Source organism: Pseudonocardia xishanensis, from assembly GCF_039541715.1.
GTDB lineage: Bacteria > Actinomycetota > Actinomycetes > Mycobacteriales > Pseudonocardiaceae > Pseudonocardia > Pseudonocardia xishanensis.
The window spans coordinates 147041-163415 of sequence record NZ_BAABGT010000032.1 but is presented as its reverse complement, the minus strand read 5'-3'; the positions used below and the strand labels follow the sequence as shown (position 1 = coordinate 163415).

Annotated in this window: 16 protein-coding genes; 6 read left to right on the top strand and 10 right to left on the bottom strand. The window is 75.4% G+C overall.

The genetic code is table 11. The annotated features are described in order from the left end of the window. The first annotated feature begins 7 nt into the window (after positions 1–7). Complete coding sequence (locus ABD993_RS13750) at positions 8–358, top strand: Rv2175c family DNA-binding protein (RefSeq protein ID WP_345416993.1); 351 nt, start codon at positions 8–10, stop codon at positions 356–358. Between the two features lie 18 nt (positions 359–376). Here the strand turns inward: ABD993_RS13750 and ABD993_RS13745 are convergent, their stop codons facing one another. From ABD993_RS13745 to ABD993_RS13730, 4 genes are read right to left on the bottom strand one after another with little or no spacing between them, the layout of a single operon-like run. After that, positions 377–1333: a phytoene/squalene synthase family protein gene (locus ABD993_RS13745; RefSeq protein ID WP_345416990.1), complete on the bottom strand. Its 957-nt coding sequence runs from the start codon at positions 1331–1333 to the stop codon at positions 377–379. After that, positions 1323–2933, bottom strand: a complete 1611-nt coding sequence (mptB, locus tag ABD993_RS13740) for a polyprenol phosphomannose-dependent alpha 1,6 mannosyltransferase MptB (protein ID WP_345416987.1) — start codon at positions 2931–2933, stop codon at positions 1323–1325. The genes ABD993_RS13745 and mptB overlap by 11 nt, the downstream gene beginning before the upstream one ends. A 15-nt stretch (positions 2934–2948) precedes the next feature. Continuing rightward, positions 2949–4451, bottom strand: a complete 1503-nt coding sequence (crtI, locus tag ABD993_RS13735; protein ID WP_345416984.1) for a phytoene desaturase family protein — start codon at positions 4449–4451, stop codon at positions 2949–2951. Continuing rightward, positions 4448–5599: a polyprenyl synthetase family protein gene (locus ABD993_RS13730; RefSeq protein WP_345416981.1), complete on the bottom strand. Its 1152-nt coding sequence runs from the start codon at positions 5597–5599 to the stop codon at positions 4448–4450. The genes crtI and ABD993_RS13730 overlap by 4 nt, the downstream gene beginning before the upstream one ends. A gap of 71 nt (positions 5600–5670) precedes the next feature. Between ABD993_RS13730 and metF the strand changes: the two genes are divergently transcribed. Beyond that, entirely contained in the window at positions 5671–6585 is a 915-nt protein-coding gene (gene metF, locus ABD993_RS13725) for a methylenetetrahydrofolate reductase [NAD(P)H] (RefSeq protein ID WP_345416979.1), read from the top strand. On the opposite strand, the gene ABD993_RS13720 is transcribed toward metF, so the two are convergent. Further along, entirely contained in the window at positions 6575–7234 is a 660-nt protein-coding gene (locus ABD993_RS13720) for an LppM family (lipo)protein (RefSeq protein ID WP_345416976.1), read from the bottom strand. The genes metF and ABD993_RS13720 overlap by 11 nt on opposite strands. Positions 7235–7368: 134 nt before the next feature. After that, positions 7369–7971 carry a GNAT family N-acetyltransferase gene (locus ABD993_RS13715; RefSeq protein WP_345416973.1) on the bottom strand — a complete coding sequence of 201 codons (603 nt, stop codon included), beginning with the start codon at positions 7969–7971 and terminating at the stop codon, positions 7369–7371. Between the two features lie 416 nt (positions 7972–8387). Here ABD993_RS13715 and ABD993_RS13710 point away from each other — a divergent pair, with 416 nt between their 5' ends. Further along, positions 8388–8711 carry a hypothetical protein gene (locus ABD993_RS13710; RefSeq protein WP_345416970.1) on the top strand — a complete coding sequence of 108 codons (324 nt, stop codon included), beginning with the start codon at positions 8388–8390 and terminating at the stop codon, positions 8709–8711. Between the two features lie 22 nt (positions 8712–8733). Continuing rightward, positions 8734–9141 carry an SAV_6107 family HEPN domain-containing protein gene (locus ABD993_RS13705; RefSeq protein WP_345416967.1) on the top strand — a complete coding sequence of 136 codons (408 nt, stop codon included), beginning with the start codon at positions 8734–8736 and terminating at the stop codon, positions 9139–9141. A 1-nt stretch (position 9142) separates the two neighbouring features. Here the strand turns inward: ABD993_RS13705 and ABD993_RS13700 are convergent, their stop codons facing one another. Beyond that, the gene (locus tag ABD993_RS13700) at positions 9143–9964 is read right to left on the bottom strand and encodes a ParA family protein (protein ID WP_345416964.1); all 822 of its coding nucleotides are present in this window, start codon (positions 9962–9964) and stop codon (positions 9143–9145) included. A 98-nt stretch (positions 9965–10062) separates the two neighbouring features. On the opposite strand from ABD993_RS13700, the gene ABD993_RS13695 reads away from it, so the two are divergent. Beyond that, positions 10063–10842: a class I SAM-dependent methyltransferase gene (locus tag ABD993_RS13695; protein WP_345416961.1), complete on the top strand. Its 780-nt coding sequence runs from the start codon at positions 10063–10065 to the stop codon at positions 10840–10842. Between the two features lie 186 nt (positions 10843–11028). Next, a complete protein-coding gene (locus tag ABD993_RS13690; RefSeq protein WP_345416958.1) occupies positions 11029–11424 on the top strand; it encodes a DUF3040 domain-containing protein in 396 nt (131 codons plus the stop codon). A 105-nt stretch (positions 11425–11529) separates the two neighbouring features. On the opposite strand, the gene ABD993_RS13685 is transcribed toward ABD993_RS13690, so the two are convergent. Genes ABD993_RS13685 through ABD993_RS13675 form a run of 3 tightly spaced genes read right to left on the bottom strand, consistent with a single transcriptional unit; the run spans position 11530 to position 15910 of the window. Next, entirely contained in the window at positions 11530–13767 is a 2238-nt protein-coding gene (locus ABD993_RS13685; RefSeq protein ID WP_345416955.1) for a transglutaminase TgpA family protein, read from the bottom strand. After that, the gene (locus ABD993_RS13680) at positions 13764–14999 is read right to left on the bottom strand and encodes a DUF58 domain-containing protein (protein ID WP_345416952.1); all 1236 of its coding nucleotides are present in this window, start codon (positions 14997–14999) and stop codon (positions 13764–13766) included. Before ABD993_RS13680 ends, ABD993_RS13685 begins: the two co-directional genes overlap by 4 nt. After that, positions 14996–15910 (bottom strand): AAA family ATPase, encoded by a 915-nt coding sequence (locus tag ABD993_RS13675; protein ID WP_345417610.1) that lies wholly within the window; start codon positions 15908–15910, stop codon positions 14996–14998. Before ABD993_RS13675 ends, ABD993_RS13680 begins: the two co-directional genes overlap by 4 nt. Positions 15911–16375: the final 465 nt, after the last annotated feature.

Genomic DNA, 16375 nt, shown 5'->3' with positions numbered 1-16375 from the left:
CCCCACCGTGAGTGAGCAGTCTGTCCTGTCCGACGTGGCCGTCCTCTCCGCGACGGAGGTCGCCGAGATCCTCTCGGTCCCCCGGACCCGGGTCCACCAGCTGATCAAGGACGGCCAGCTCCTGGGCTTCCGCCGGGACGACACCACGTGCGTCCCCGCCGACTTCCTCGACGGCGACGTGGTCGTCAAGGGCCTGTCCGGCACGATCATCGTGCTCCGGGACGGTGGCTACCCGGACGAGGAGATCCTCCGGTGGCTGTTCACCGAGGACGAGAGCCTGCCCGGCACCCCGATCGCCTCGCTGCGCGCGGGCCGCCACCGCGAGATCAAGCGCCGCGCGCAGGCGATGGCCTTCTGACCCCCGCCGAGCTGAACCTCAGTGCTGTTCGATCATGCTCCTGACCGACACCGAGGTTCCTCTCGAGCGGGCGGCGACCGCGCGGAGCAGGGCAGGCGCGGCCACGGCCAGGCGGCGGCGCTGCGGTACCCTCACGCGGCGGAAGAGCACGTCGTAGTCCGCCTTCACGATCTCGTCGAGGATGCCGCCGTAGAGGGTGAAGGCGCACCGCACGCAGTCCCGGGACTCGGGGTCCAGCAGCGCGATGCCCGCCTCGGCCCGGCGGTAGGTCCCGCGGGTGCGCGCCACGAGATGCGCCAGCGCGCGGCGGACCCGCGGGTCGAGCACGCGGCGGATCCGGCACCACCGCAGCAGCGCGCGGTCCACGCCGAAGGCGCCGAGCTCGTCCAGCGGGAGGTAGACGCGGCCGCGGTCGAGGTCCTCGCCGACGTCGCGCAGGAAGTTGGTCAGCTGGAAGGCCCGGCCCAACGCCTCGGCGGGCTCCTCGGCCCCGGGGCCGACCGTGCCGAGCACGGGGAGCACCTGCAGGCCGATGACGGCGGCGGAGCCGTACACGTACTCGTCCAGCGCCGCGGTGGTGGCGTACTCGGTGACCCGCAGGTCCATCCGCATCGAGGTCAGGAACGGGGCGAACAGCCGGGCGTCCACGCCGTAGCGGCGGACCGTGTCGGTGACGGCGGTGATCACCGGCAGCGCCGACGGCGCCCCGTCCAGGGCGCCCACCAGCGCCACCCCGAGCTCGTCCAGCGCCGCCTCCCGGACCTCAAGGGGGGCGGTGCCGAGGTCGTCCACGATGTCGTCCGCATACCGGGCGAAGCCGTAGAGCGCGTGGATCGCGGGCCTGCGGGCGGGGCTGAGCAGCCGGGTGGCCAGGAAGTAGGTCCGCCCGTGCGCGGCGTTCAGCTCCCGGCAGGCGAGGTAGGCGGCGCGCAGCCCGGGATCGGTGATCCCGGCGGCCTCCAGCTCAGCCGGCACGCGCGGCGACCGACGGGGCCGACGGCCGGCTCCTCCGCAGCCCCAACGGGTCCGGCCGCAGCAGCGACCGCGCGGCCAGCCCGGCGAAGAGCGCGCAGACGATGAGGTACGGCCAGTTGTAGAGCGCCGCCTCGCCGTTCGGGTAGTAGACGATCATCAGCCACAGCGAGCCGAAGACCAGCCACTGCAGGCCGCGGGCGCTCCACGGGACCATCGCCAGGATCGCCATGCCCCAGCTCAGGTACCAGGGCAGCGTGGCGGGGGAGAGCAGGGCGACGGCCAGCAGGGCGATCCCGGCGCGACGCACCGCGTCCGCCTCGCCGTCCCTGGCCTTCCACCACTGCCAGGCGATGATCGCGACCAGCGCGATCCCGCCGATCACCCGCGAGACGTTGATGAAGGGCTGCTTCGACGCCGACACGACGCCGGCGAGCAGGGTGTGCAGGAACTCGCCGATCCCGGTCGGGACGGACAGCCAGTTCACGATCATCGACGGGGCGCTGAGCGCGGGGAGCCAGCCCAGGTCCACCTGGGCGGCCAGCGTGACCCCGGTGAAGACCACGAGGAACACGCCGATGCCCGCCGCTCCGGCCCGGACCAGCCGTCGGGGGAAGGAGCCCTCGAGGTGCCCGGCCCAGATCAGGACGAGGAACGGCAGCGCGACCCCGGCCGAGGCCTTGGTGGCCATGGCCAGGGTGACCAGCGCGATCGCGACGACGTGCCTGCGGTTCAGCGCCGCGAGGCACCCGACGGACAGCAGCCCGACCAGCAGCAGGTCGTTGTGCCCGCCGCCGACGAGGTGGATCACCGTGACCGGGTTGGCGACCACGATCCACAGCGCGAGGGCGGGGCGGCCGCCGAGGCGGCGGGTCAGCTCGGGCAGCGTCCAGACCAGCAGGGCCAGCCCGATGCACATGATCAGGCGCGTGCCGATGACCCCGACGACCATGTTGGACCCGAGCTGGATCGTGACCCACGCCCAGCTCTTGGCCACCAGGATGAACAGCGGCCCGTACGGCGCGGGGGTGTCCTGCCAGAAGTAGTGCACGTTGTCGGTGAACACGCCCGGCATGGCCTCGGGGCCGACCCCGTACGGGTCGAACCCGAACAGTGGCAGCGCACCCTGGGCCAGGTAGCTGTACATGTCCCGGGTGAACAGCGGCGGCGCCACCAGGACCGGGAGCATCCAGGCGAAGGCGGTGGTCAGCACCGCGCGGCCGCCGACCCGGCGGGCCAGCACCTCGCGACCCAGCTTCACCCAGGCCCACGCCATGAGGATCACGCCGAGGTACATCAGCGCGGTGGCCAGCTCGTGGCCGTGCCCGTAGCGCCAGAAGCCCAGCGGGGAGTTGGTGAGGATCGGGTCGTGGATCAGCGTGCCGCCGCCGCCGGTGCCGCCGACCAGCAGCAGTACCGCCGCGCCGAAGCCGAGCCACAGCGCGTCGCGGGGTGGGTTCCCGAGCCGGGACCACAGGCCGGGGCGCTCCGCGGGGGGCGCGGAGGGGACGGGGGTCGCTGTCGGCGCCGGGAGGTCGACGGGATCGGTCGTCCCCGACCCGGCTGCCGGTCGGGTGGGCTGCGCGGTCATCTCGTCGCCCATGCTCGCACGGTCCCCCTAGCGGCTCGTCCCCGGCCTCGTCCCCACACCCGTCACCCGCTGGGCCGCCAGCCGTCCGGAGAGGACGACCGGCGGGATGCCGACGCCGGGGGTGGTCCCGCAGCCCGCCAGCACCACGTTGCCGCGCCTGCGCGGCAGGTTGCGGGGCCGGAAGGGTCCGGTCTGGGCGAAGGTGTGGGCCGCGGAGAACGGGGTGCCCGCGGCCATCCCCTGCGCCGCCCAGTCCGCCGGGGTGACCAGTGAGGACTGCTCGACCTCGACCTCGACGCCGCGCTTGCGCAGGACCTGCAGCAGCTCCTCGAGGTACGCGGGCCCGACGCGGTCCCAGTCCAGCGGACCGACCTCCAGGTTGGGGCACGGGGCCAACAGGAACAGCAGGTCGTGGCCCGCCGGCGCCAGCGTCGGGTCGGTGGCGGTGGGCCGGGTGAGCAACAGCGAGGGGTCGCTCATCAGCGTGCCCTCGTCGATGATCTCGGCGAAGGTCCGCTCCCAGGCCGCCCCGAACGAGATCGTGTGGTGGGCCAGGTCCAGCGGACCCTGCACCGCCAGGTGCGCGACGACCGCGCTCGGCGCCCAGCGGATCGGCACCGGCCGCCGCGGGGCCCCGCCGAGCAGCCGGTAGGCCTCCGGGAGGTCGGCGGTGAGCACGACCGCGTCGCACGGCAGGGACTCGGTCTCCTGCCCGTCGCCGGTGTGCCGGACGGCGGTGACCCGGTCCCCCTGCCAGGTGAGACCGGTGACCCGGCGCTCGGTGACGAGCTCGGCGCCCGCGTCGACCGCCGCGGCGGCCAGCGCGTCCCCGACCCGTCGCATGCCGCCCTTCGGAAACCACACGCCGGCCACGGTGTCCATGTAGGCGATCACGCCGTAGGCGCCGAGCGCCTTCGCGGGCGCCACCCCCGCGTACAGGGACTGGAAGGAGAAGATCCGCTGCAGCCGCTCGTCCGGGAGGAAGCGCGCGATGCGCGGCCCGAGCCTGCCGAACCCGCCGAGCCGCGCCAGCCGCAGGAGGTCCGGCCCGACCAGGGAGAACGGCGAGTCGAGGTTGGCACCGATGAAGGTGTCGATCTCGGTGCGGTAGAGCTCGCTCAGCCAGCCGCGCAGGTCCCGGTAGCCGACGGCGGCCTCGGGCCCGCACACCTTGCGGACCTCGGCCTCCATCTCGTCCGGGTCGTCGTGGACGTCGATCGTCGAGCCGTCCGCGAAGGTGGTCCGGTAGGCCGGGTCCAGCCGGACCAGGTCGAGCCGGTCCGCCAGCGAGTCCCCGACCGCGTGCAGGGCCTCGTCCAGCAGGCCGGGCATGGTCAGCACGGTGGGTCCGGTGTCGACCCGGTAGCCGCCCGGCAGGTCCAGCCGGCCCGCGCGCCCGCCGGGGTGCGACCCGCGCTCCACGATGGTGACGCGCCGACCCGCCCCGAGCAGGTGCAGCGCGGCGCAGAGCCCCGCGAGCCCCGCCCCCACGACGACGACGTGGTCGGTGGGCCCCTGGATGACTCTCACCGGTGGCGGCGGGTCGCGCGGACGGCCAGCTCCTGCAGCGTGGTCGACGCGGGCTCGGCGATGTCCGCCGTGGTCAGCGCGTCCAGCGCGGCGCCGGTCAGCGCGGCGATCCGCTGCTCCACGGCCTGCACCGCGCCGAGCTCGAGGAACAGCCCGCGCAGCCGCTCGACGGTGTCCGGGGTCAGCTCGGGATCACCCAGCGCGGCGGTGATCTCCGCCCGCGCGGGCCCGGCCTTCTCCAGGGCGAGCGCGAGCAGCAGCGTCCGCTTGCCCTCGCGCAGGTCGTCCCCGGCGGGCTTGCCGGTGACCTCGGGGTCGCCGAACACGCCGAGCAGGTCGTCCCGCAGCTGGAAGGCGACGCCGATGTCCGCGCCGAACCGCCGGTACGCGGTGATGAGCGTGTCGTCCGCGCCCGCCAGCGCCGCGCCGAGGTGCAGCGGACGCTCCACCGTGTACGCGGCGGTCTTGTAGCGGTCGATGCGCAGCGCGGCGGCCGCGGACTCGTCCCCCGTGGCCTGGGTGTGCACGTCCAGGAACTGACCGCCGAGCACCTCGGTGCGCATGCCGCGCCAGGCCTCGGCGCCGCGGGCGAGGGCCTCCACGGCCACGCCCGAGTCCCAGTAGAGGTCGTCCGCCCAGGTCAGGGCCAGGTCGCCGAGCAGGATGGCGGCGGCGGCGCCGAAGCGGGCGGGTGGGCCGGACCACCCCGCGTCCGCGTGCCGGGCGGCGAACTCGACGTGCACCGTCGGCCTGCCGCGCCGGGTCGCCGAGGCGTCGATCAGGTCGTCGTGCACCAGGGCGGAGGCCTGGATCAGCTCCAGCGCGCTCAGCGCGCGCAGCACGCCGTCCGCCTCGGCCGAGGCGGGGTCGCCGCCCGCGCCGCGCCAGCCCCACCAGGCGAAGGTGGGCCGGATGCGCTTGCCGCCGCCGAGCACGAAGCGGGACAGCGCGTCCACGGCCTCGCCGAAGACCGGGCCGATCGCGGCCGCCTCGCCGCGGCGGGTGCCGAGATAGCGGGCGAGCTCCTGCTCGACGCGTTCTCGCAGCTCAACCGATCCCTCCGGCTCCGCGGGCTCGGTGAAGTCCGGCAGAACGCCGGGGGAACGCCCGGGGGTCCGGGTGTCGGCCTGCATCGAGGGGTGCGCCACGCGACGAGCGTATCGGCGGTCCCGCGGGACGGCGCGTCGAGTCGAGTGGCCTCCGGCCGTACGCTGGTCGGGTGACCACGCGAACCGCGCAGCCGCGCACCTCCGTGATCGACCGGATCGGGTCCTCGGGCCCCGTCTTCTCGGTCGAGTTCTTCCCGCCCAAGGACGAGGCCGGGGAGGCCGAGCTGTGGCGGGCCATCCGCAGGCTGGAGCCCCTGGACCCGGCGTTCGTGTCGGTCACCTACGGCGCGGGCGGGAGCAGCCGGGACCGGACGATCCGGACCACGGCCCGCATCGCCACGGACACCACGCTGGTCCCGATGGCGCACCTCACGGCCGTCTCGCACTCCCGCGCCGAGCTGCGGCACGTCATCGGCTCGTACGCGGCGGCGGGGATCACCAACGTGCTCGCGGTCCGGGGGGACCCGCCCGGGGACCCGCTGGGGGAGTGGACGCCGCACCCCGAGGGCCTGATGTACGCGGACGAGCTGGTCCGGCTCGTGCGCGGCTCGGGCAACTTCTGCGTCGGCGTGGCGGCCTTCCCGTACCGGCACCCGCGCTCGGCGGACGACGACTCGGACCTGCAGCGGCTGCTCGGCAAGATCCGCGCCGGGGCCGACTTCGCGGTCACCCAGATGTTCTGGGAGCCGGACGGCTTCCTGCGGCTGCGGGACCGGCTCGCCGCGGCGGGTTGCGACGTCCCGCTGCTGCCGGGGATCATGCCCCTGCTCAGCGCCCGGACGATGCAGCGCGGCCCGGAGCTGTCCGGTGCTCCGTTCCCGCCGCACCTGGCGGAGCGGATGGCGCCGTACGCCGAGGACGCGAAGGCCTTCCGCGCCGCGGGGATGGACCTCACGACCGAGCTGTGCGAGCGGCTGATCGCCGAGGGCGTGCGGGGCCTGCACTTCTACACGCTGAACCGCTCCCCGGCCACGGCCGAGCTGGTGGGTCGGCTGGGTCTGGGCCGGACCGCCGTCAGCGCCTGACGGGCGGGTTGCGGGTCCGGCGGGCCAGCAGGACCACCCCCGCGACGACGAGCGCGACGACCCCGGCCAGGCCCAGCGTCCACGCCGTGGCCGACGGGGCCTGCGGGTCGTCGTAGGCCACGACGGCGCTCACGTCCCCGACCTCGCCGGGGGTGAACGTCCAGCTCACCGTGCCCGCCTCGGAGTCGCCGTTGGTGTCCAGCACCTGGCCGGGGAAGCTGATCTTGAGCTGGAAGTCGGCGCGGTCGACCGGCACGGTCGTGAGGTCCGCGGCGCCCTCCAGCACGATCCGGTTCCCCGCCCGGCGCAGGGTGAGCTTCGTGCGGTCGCCGCCCGTGCCCGCGACCGAGGTCAGCGTGCCGACCTGGTCGAAGGTCAGACCGGAGAAGCGCAGGACGGAGCCCGCGTAGCCGTCCTGGCGGTACTCCGAGACGTCCACGTCGGACGCCAGCTCGGGCGGCAGGGTGATCTGCGGCGCGGGGCCCGAGTCCGGGGTGGCGATGACGACCTCGCCCGCCACGGTGTCGTCCGGCTGCACGGCCAGGGCGGCCCGGACCCGGGCGCACCCGCTCATCGCCGCCACGGCCAGGACCACGAGGAGCAGCAGGGACACGGCACGGCGCAGGCGATGGGGCGGGCGAGAAGGCACGGCGTCATCGTGCCGGCTGGGTCGGCGGATCGAGGAGACGGCTCGCGGCGGCGCCCCCTTCGCTCCGCCCGCGCCCTGCTCCGCCCGCGCCCTGTTCTGCCCGCGCCCTGTTCTGCCCGCGGGTCTGCGGGCGGTCAGCCGCGGGGCGGGGACTCCGGGGGGAGGGGGAGGCGTCTGCCCAGGACCGCGAAGGGACGGCTGTCGCCGGTGAACCGGTGGTCTCGCAGCACGTCCTCGAAGCCCAGGCGGCGGTAGAGCCGCCAGGCGCGACCGGGCGGGCGCGGGGCGTGCTCGGGGGTGGAGAGCAGGACCATGTCGTGCCGGACGCCGTCGAGCAGTGCGCGCAGCATGCCCTCGCCGAGCCGCGAGCCCTGCGCGTCCGGCCGGACGTGCAGCTCGGTCAGCTCGAAGTAGTCCCGCAGCCAGTCCGGCTGGCCGATGTCGCGGGACATCCCGCGGGCGGCGAGGCCGCGCCGCACCTCCTCGAACCACCACTGCCCGTACCCGCCCGAGTAGCCGTAGGCGACGCCGATGAGGTGACCGCCGGGGTCCAGCCAGCCCGTGCAGCGCCAGCCCGGCCGCCGCGAGTGCTCCAGCCAGAGGTTGCGCCGCTGGCGGGCCGTACCCGGCGGGTAGCCCATCGCGGCGACGTAGACGTCGAGGGCCTCGCCGAGGTGGTCGGCGAGCTCGACGGAGGACAGCGGGACCAGCCGCGGCCGGGCGGGTGCGGCCGTCACGCCGGGCTCACCGCCCACGAGCGGTGAGCGGATCCGGTGGGCGTCGAGCCGGTCACCGCCACATCTCACCACGGAACGCCGTCGCGGGTCTCCCGCAGCCGCCCGTTCCTGTCGGTGTCCCCTGGTAGATCAGCCCTGTGCACAGCGGTGGCGAGCTCCGGGACGGCCGACTTGACGGCGGCGTTCGAACGGGTTCTACTGGTGGAGTCGAACGCATGTTCGATCCAGGTCGGTCCCGGGTCCGGGGTGGGGGAAGCATCCCGCTCCCGGGTCGGTCTGCGCTGTCCGTACCGGTCCCCGCCCGCCCGCACGGGCGGGGACCGGTGCCCACGTCCTACCGGGTCCCAGCCGGCGGGAAGGGGAGTGATCGGTCCCGTGAACGAACCAGTGACCCGTCCGCGCGGCGGTGGTGCGCGATGAGCCCGTTCTCCCGTGTGTTCGGGCCGCGCGAGCCCGCCCCGGTCTCCGTCCGGTGGCAGGGCGGGGAGCCCGTCGAGTTCGAACGCCGCCCGGCGCGGCGCGGTTCGCGCTTCCTGGTCACCGAGGTCCGGGAGAAGTGGATCGAGGAGTCGCCCTGGCCGTTCCCGTCGCCGATGCCGGTGGGCGGGGACCGGATGCGGTGTTGGCGGGTCGAGGCCCGGTCGGCCGAGTCCCCGCAGGAGCCCGCCCGCGAGTTCGTGCTGCGGATGCGGGCGGGGCCCGGGGTGTGGGACCTGGTCCGGGTGCCGGACGCGGGATGAGCAGGAGAGCAGAGGAGTCGCTATGACGATCACGATGGGCGAGCGGGCGCCGGGTGCCCCGGTGTCGAGGTCGGCCCTGGCGCTGTTGCGCCAGGCCGCGGAGTGCCTGGCGGAGGGGCACCGGTCTCCGGAGCCGCTGCTCCGCTACCCGGCCGCGTACCTGGCCGCGCTGCGGGCGGGTGCGGCCGTGCTGGCCGTGCGCGCGGTGCCGCAGCAGCGGCGCGGCAGGCCGCGCAGCGTGTGGCAGGTGCTCGGCGAGGTCGCGCCGGAGCTGGGGGAGTGGGCGGCGTTCTTCGCCTCCTGCTCGGACACCCGGGCCGCGGCCGAGGCGGGGATCGCCCGGCTGGTCGGGCGTCGGGAGGCGGACGACCTCCTGCGCCAGGCCGAGCAGTTCGTGGGGATCGTGCGGGAGCTGCTGATCGACCGGTAGCTCAGGTGCGCGAGCGGGAGCGGAGCAGCCTGCCCAGCAGGGCCGTGAACACCGCCGCGACCTCGCGGGCGCCCGGGGTGTCCCAGGACTGGATGGGCAGACAGGCGCCCTGCGCCTGCTGCACCGCGGAGCGGTCGGGCAGCACGCCGCCGAAGACCAGCGCGCCGAACAGCTCGCGCAGCTCGGCGATCCGGTAGTCGTGCTCGGCGTTGCGCGGTCGCACCCGGTTGACCAGCACCCCGAGCGGTTGGAGCGCCTCGTTGCCGCGCTCCCGTTCGGCCTGCACGGCGTCGAAGGCACGCTGGACCCCGGACACCGCGAACATGGTGGGGTCGGTGACCAGCAGGGCCCGGTCCGCCGCCGCCAGGGCCCCGCGGGTGAGCTGGCCCAGCGAGGGCGGGCAGTCGATGATCACCAGCTGGTAGGGGTCCCCGGGGGTCGTGTCCGTGCGGCCCAGGCTGGAGCCCAGCTCCGGGTCGTCCAGCCGGGAGAGCGCACGCCGCAGCCGTTCGAGCTGCTTGGTGCTGGGGTCCGGGTGGTTGTGCCGCTCGTTCTGCTCGGCGCCGACCAGCACGTCCAGGCCCTCGCCCCACGCGCTCGTCGCGATCGCACGGCGCAGGGCGGAGCGGCTGGGCTCGTCCAGCACATCGGCGATCGTGCCCGTCGTGGGGGCCACGTCCAGCGCGATCGTGGCGTTGGCCTGCGGATCCAGGTCGACGACCAGCGTGGGGATGCCGTGCGCGAGCGCGGCGCCGGCGAGACCGAGGGACACGGTGGTCTTGCCGACCCCGCCCTTCAGACTCAACACGGCGACGACCTGCACGGCGATCAACCTACCGTCTCGGGTCGCCCGGTCGTGGCAGGCGCACCCGAGGTGCCGGGTCCCGCCGGGGTACCCGTGTCCCGACTAGGCTGCGGCGCGTGAGCACGGCGGCGGGTGAGCTTTCCGGGACGGTCGGCGGTGGTGCGGTCCGCCGTGTCCTCGACGCGGAGGTCGCGCGCGTCCGGGCCGCCCGTCCGGACGTGCCGCCCCGGGTGGTGGACGTGGGCGGCGGGAGCGGCTCCTGGGCGGTGCCGCTGGCCGCCGCCGGGTGTGCGGTCACCGTCGTGGACGTCAGCCCCAACGCGCTCGCCGCGCTCCAGCGCCGTGCGCGCGAGGCCGGGGTGGACGCCCTCGTCACACCCGTGCAGGGGGATGCGGACCAGCTGCCCGGCCTCGTCGCGGAGGTGACCGCGGCGGGCGGCGCCGACCTCGTCCTCGGGCACGGTCTGCTCGAGCTGGTCGACGATCCCGTGCGCGCCGCCGCCGCCCTGGCCGCCACCGCCGCGACCGGTGCCGCCGTCTCGGTCCTGACCACCAGCCGCTCGGCCTCGGTGCTGTGGCACGTCCTGGCGGGGCGGCTGGAGGAGGCCCGCGCGGTCCTCACCGACCCGGCGGGGCGCTACGGGCCGGAGGACGTGCTCCGGCGCAGGCTCGGTGCGCAGCAGGTGCGGGACCTCCTCGAGGGCACCGGCAGGTTGCGGGTCGAGCTCGTGCAGGGGGACGGTGTGCTGGAGGCCTGGCTGCCGCATGCGGTGCGAGACGGTGGTCCCGCCACGCTCCGCGCCGCCGCCGAGCTGGAGGAGCTGGCCGCCGGGGATCCCGCCCTGCGGGAGGTCGCGGCCCGGCTGCACGTCCTCGCCCGCGCCGTCGAGGCGTGATATCGGTCACCATTCGCGGGTCGACGGCTGCCGTTCGGAGATCGAAACGTCCTGGATGTGACCTCCGGGTAGTCGGCCGGGGCTTTGCCTCGTATCCTCAACGGTGAGGCCCATCCCGGGCGCTCGTTCCGCCACCCCACGCACCCGGGTGGAGGGACACACGTGAGAGTTGTGCCGGAGGACGTCATGCCCCTCTCCGAGCACGAGCAGCGCCTGCTCGAACAGATCGAGCGTGCTCTCTACGCCGAGGACCCCAAGTTCGCCTCCACCGTGCGCGGCTCCAAGCTGCGCAAGCCGAGCCGCCGCCGTCGGCTCCAGGGCATCGCGTTGTTCGCGGTGGGTCTGGTGCTGCTGGTCGTCGGGGTGGCGGTCGCGCCGTTGCGCGATCTCGTGGGTGCGGTACCCGTCGTCAGCGTGGTCGGGTTCCTGGCCATGCTCGCCGGGACCATGCTGGCGATCAGCGCCCGCGGCGCCACGAAGGGCGGCTCCGCCCAGTCGGGCGACAAGCAGTCCGAGACGGATCGCAACCGGTTCACCGGTCGCATGGAGGAACGCTTCCGCCGGCGCTTCGAACAGGAGTGATCCGGCGCAGAACATGACGTGAAGGACGAGCCGCGGCCACCACCGCGGCTCGTCCCTTTCCGCGGCCCGCGAGTCGGACACCACCGCCCGCGAGTCGGGCCCGGCTCAGGCCGTCGGTGTCCGGTCCCGGTTGCGCCGGGTCGGGCGCACGCTCAGCAGTGAGCGGGGGAACAGCCTGGCTCGCCACCCCTGCCCACCCGAGGCCCCGACCGCCCCGAGCACCACGCCGAGTGGGCGTTCCCACGCCCCCGCCGCGGGCGGCTCGTCCCCGTACCACTCGGCCTCGACGAGCTGGACGACCTCGCGCAGCGAGTCCTGGGTGCGGTCGTCCAGGTCGTGGGTGCGGACCAGCTCACGGGCGCCCGTCCGGACCGTGTCCCCGTCCGACGGGCGGCCGCCGTGGTCGCGCGAGGTGGCGAGCAGCTCGTCCCACGCGGCCCGGCCCGCGCCGACCCCGCCGGCGGTCGCCGCGGCCAGCCGCCTGCCGTGGAGGACCCGGCGCACCACGAACGGCGCGGCGAGCAGCCCGACCACGAGCAGCCCGACCAGCGGCAGGACGATCGGGACCCCACCCTCGTCCGCGGCCGCCTGCGGCTGCGCGGCGTCCTCCGGGATCGGGACCGGCGCGGCCTCGGGCGCGGCGGGCTCGGGCAGCGGCTGGGGCACGTCCTCGGCGGGGGCGGGCGCGGCGGCGTCGGCGGGCCCGTCGCCGACCGCCTCCTGTACGTACGGCGGCACGACGGTGCGGCCGTCCGTCAGCGGGGTCGGGTCGAACGTCGTCCAGCCCCAGCCCGAGAACCAGGCCTCGACCCAGGCGTGGGCGTCCCGGGTGGTGACGGTGCGGTAGCCGTCCGCCTCGGTCCCCGCGGTGAAGCCGACCGCGACCCGCGCCGGCACCCCCTGGGTCCGCAGCATGACCGCCATCGCCGACGCGTACTGCTCGCAGTACCCCGCCCGGCCGACGGTGAGGAAGTCGACCAGGGCGTCTCCGCCGCTGCCCGGCGCGGTCTCCAGGCTGTAGCGGAACTGCGAGTCCGGCCCGGTGAAGAACTCCACCAGCGCGACGGCCCGGTCGAACGGCGTCGCCGCCCCCCGCGTGACCTGGTCGGCCAGCTGGGTGACCCGCGGGTCGACGCCGGTCGTGTCGCGGTAGGCCGGGTCGACCCGACTGGGCCCGGTCGCCGCGCGCAGCTGGGCGGCCGACGGCACGGGCAGGACCCCGCTCTGCTGCCAGGTCTCCTCCTCGCGCGGGCGCTGGCTGTACGCGATGCCCGACGACTGGTCGTAGGCCCACCGGTCCGCCTCGACCCCCGTGACCGCCCCCGGCTGGCCGTAGACCGGCAACCAGTAGTCGCGGAAGCCGACGTTCTCGACGGTGACCTGCAGCGGGTCGCCGGCGGGGGCGTCCGCGGTGAGCGGGCCCGCGAGCGGGATCCCGGGGCGCGGGGTGGCGGCCTCCCACCCGACGTCCGGGCGGTAGGTCGACAGGGTCAGCGCGCGCAGGTAGGTGGGACGGGGCAGGCCCGTCGTCCGGAACAGCTCGACGGGCTCGTTCTGCGTGAGCTGCCCGCGCAGGGACGTGAACGGGTTCAGCCCGATCGACCCGCCGCCGGACCCGCCGCTCCCGCCGCTCGCGAACCGCCCCTGCGTCCCGACGACCGTGGCCGCCCCGCCGAGCGCCAACCCCAGCACGCCGGCCACCGCGACGACGGCGATCCCGCCCGAGACGAGCGCGCCGCCGCGGCGCAGGACGTCCTCCCGGGCCACGAGCAGCAGCCCGTATCCCGCCGCGGCCAGGACGAGGGTCCACCACGGCAGCGCCTCGGGCGACAGCGCCGCGGGCACCGCGACCGTGACCAGCAGGGGGACACCGCCCGCCGCCGGGGCGTCGGCGGACACCGCGATCGCGTACACGGCGGTCGCGAGCACGCCGAACGCCATCGTGATGAGGAAGAGCATGCCCGGGGTCGGGACGACGGGCGCGATCCCGGAGTCGATCTGCGCCCCGGCCTCGCGGACGTGGTCGCCGAAGGCCTGGAACGCCTCGGGCCCGGGGAGGAACCCGTCCGTGAACAGAGCGGTCAGGGTGAGCAGCAGTCCGAGGACCTGGGCGACCGGCACTGCGACGGCGGGCAGGCGCTGCAGGGCGACGCCGATCGCGACCACCACCGCCACGGCGAGCGCGCAGTCCGCGAGCCAGGTCGTCCCCTGCACCACGGCGACCATGCAGCTGCCTGCCAGGAGCACGGCGATCCCACCGGCGACGGGCGCGACCCACCGGAAGCCGGGGCGCGGGGCGGGGGAGGTCCCGGTCGGGGGCCGTACCGCGGTGGGCGCGCTCACCGCGCACCCACCGGAGCCCCCGCCACCAGGGCGGACCAGGCCTGTTCGGGGGTGTGCGCGGCCGTGGCGACGGTGACGTGCCAGCCCGCGCGCCGCAGGACCTCCGCGGCGGGGACGCCCGTGGCCGGGGCGCCCTCCCACGTCGGGGCGTCCAGCAGGACCGCGTACCCGCCGCCGGGGTGGCGGGCGGCCAACCGGCCCGCGTCCTCGGCGGAGACCGTGCCCAGCACGGCGACCACGTCCCTGCCCGGTGCGGTGGGCGGGCCCGCGAGGTCGGGGCGCGCGACGGGGCGCAGGACCGCCAGCGCGTCCAGCATCGGGTCGAGGCCCTCCTCGGTGGTGACCGGGACGCCGTCTTCGGTGGTGAGCTGCACCGGCTCGCCGCGCCGGAGCAGGTGCGCGCCGATGCTCGCGGCGAGGGTGACGGCGAACTCCAGGCTCGCGCCGGGGCCGTGCCCGCGGTGCGCGGAGTCCCGGCGGTCGAGCAGCACGGTCACCCCCGCATGCCAGGGCCGCTCCTCGAGCCGGACCATCAGCTCGTCGTGCCGGGCGGTGCTGCGCCAGTGGACACGCCGCAGCTCGTCCCCCTGGCGGTAGGTGCGGACCATGACGTCCGGGCTGCCCTGCCCCTGCTGCGCGGCGGCCCCGGGGATGCCCTCACCGCTGCCGAGCGCCCGCGGCGCCCCACCGAGCCCCACCACGCGCGGCACCACCAGCAGCCGGTCGGGACCGATCATCTCGCGGCTGAACTCCGCCAGCCCGAGCGCGCCGCCCGCCCGTCCGGCCAGCGGCCCGATCCTGTGGGCGCCGCGCAGCGTCGGGGCCAGGGGATAGGTCACCCGGGCCCCCCGCGAGCCGATCCGGTGCACGGTGAACCGCGGCGGGGTCGACGGGACGGGCCCCGCGGCGTCCGGGACGGTGTCCGCGAGCCGCAGGGCCCCGAACACCGGCCCGCCGCTGAGGTCCAACGCCACCTCGGCGGCGGTGCCCGCGGCGACCCGCGCGGGGCGCAGCGACCGCGCGACCCGCACCGACCGCCGGGTGCGCACGGCCAGCAGCAGCGAGACGAGCGGCAGCAGACAGACGAACAGCCCGACCGACAGCAGGTCCCGCTCGTCCAGCACCAGTGCGCAGACCGCCGTCGCGAGGCCGCCCGCGAGCAGGCTGCGCCCGCGGACGGTGAGGCGGGAGGCGGAGCTCGCGGAGCCGGCCATCGGGCGCAGGCGTCTCACGCCCGGGAGGGCGCGCGCACGGGGATCCGGGACAGCAGTCCCCGCACGACGTCCGCCGCCGTGGTCCGTCCCTCGCCGCCCGGGGCCAGCGACAGCCGGTGGGCGAGGACGGGGACGGCGATCGCCTGCACGTCGTCCGGCACGACGTAGCCGCGGCCCGCCAACGCGGCGTGCGCCCGCGCCGCCCGCACCAGGTGCAGGGTGGCGCGCGGCGAGGCCCCGAGGCGCACCTCGGGCTGGCGGCGCGTGGCGCCGATCAGGTCGACGCAGTACTGCCGGACCTCGGGGCCGACCCGCACCCGTCGGACGGCCTCGATGACGGCCCGGACCATCCGCGCGTCCGCGACGGGGCGCAGCATCTCCAGCGGATCGGCCCCGGAGTGCTCGTCGATCATGGCGAGCTCGGCGGCGGGGTCCGGGTAGCCCACGCTGATCCGCGCGGTGAAGCGGTCCCGCTGGGCCTCCGGCAGGGGATAGGTGCCGTCCATCTCGACCGGGTTCTGGGTGGCGATCACCATGAACGGGCTCGCGAGCTGGTAGGTCCCGCCGTCCACGGTCACCTGGTGCTCGGCCATGCACTCCAGCAGGGCGGACTGCGTCTTCGGCGAGGCGCGGTTGATCTCGTCCGCGATCACGACGTTGGCGAACACCGGCCCGGGGCGGAACTCGAACTCGTTCGTCTGTCGGTTGTAGACGGACATGCCGGTGATGTCGCCGGGCAGCAGGTCCGGGGTGAACTGCACCCGGCTGACCGAGCAGTCCAGCGACCGGGCCAGTGCCTTGGCCAGCGACGTCTTCCCGACGCCCGGCACGTCCTCCACCAGCAGGTGCCCCTCGGCGAGCAGGGTGACCAGCGCGAGCCGGACGACGTCCGGCTTGCCCACGATGATCCGCTGGACGTTCTGGGCGATCCGCCCGGTGAGGTCCGCGACGGCCCCGAGCGGGGGCGGCTCGGGCTCGCCTGCGCCCTGGGTGGGGCCGGGTCGGCTGGTCGTGGTCAAGGCTGCTCCGGGGGTGGGGCGGGGTCCAGCGGGGGACGGGCGTGGCCCCCAGTCTGTCAAAACCCCGCCGACGGCGTCCCCGGACCGCTCCCCACACCTCCCCACCCGCGCCCCCACACCTCCCCACGGCGTCCCCCACCGCTCCCCACCGCGCGAGGGGTGAGGCTCTGACCTGGGCATTCTTCTAGGGCCTCAGTGGCGCCCCACCGACCCCGGAGGCCGGTTCGGCAACGCTCCCCACCTCGCCCCCCATCATCCGACCTGCTGAAACGTGCGCCAGACCCCCATTGGAGCGATCGTTTCGAGTTGACGGTGGTGCGAAGTGGGGTAATGTGGGCCGCGTTGGAGCGAGACGGGGCTCCGAGAAGAGGTGAT

What these genes read in the sequence shown, in the direction of transcription:
- ABD993_RS13710 (WP_345416970.1), top strand. Translation starts at nt 8,388, where the DNA reads ATGAGCCCGTTCTCCCGTGTGTTCGGGCCGCGCGAGCCCGCCCCGGTC.
- ABD993_RS13705 (WP_345416967.1), top strand. Translation starts at nt 8,734, where the DNA reads ATGACGATCACGATGGGCGAGCGGGCGCCGGGTGCCCCGGTGTCGAGG.
- ABD993_RS13690 (WP_345416958.1), top strand. Translation starts at nt 11,029, where the DNA reads ATGCCCCTCTCCGAGCACGAGCAGCGCCTGCTCGAACAGATCGAGCGT.
- mptB (WP_345416987.1), bottom strand. Translation starts at nt 2,933, where the DNA reads ATGGGCGACGAGATGACCGCGCAGCCCACCCGACCGGCAGCCGGGTCG.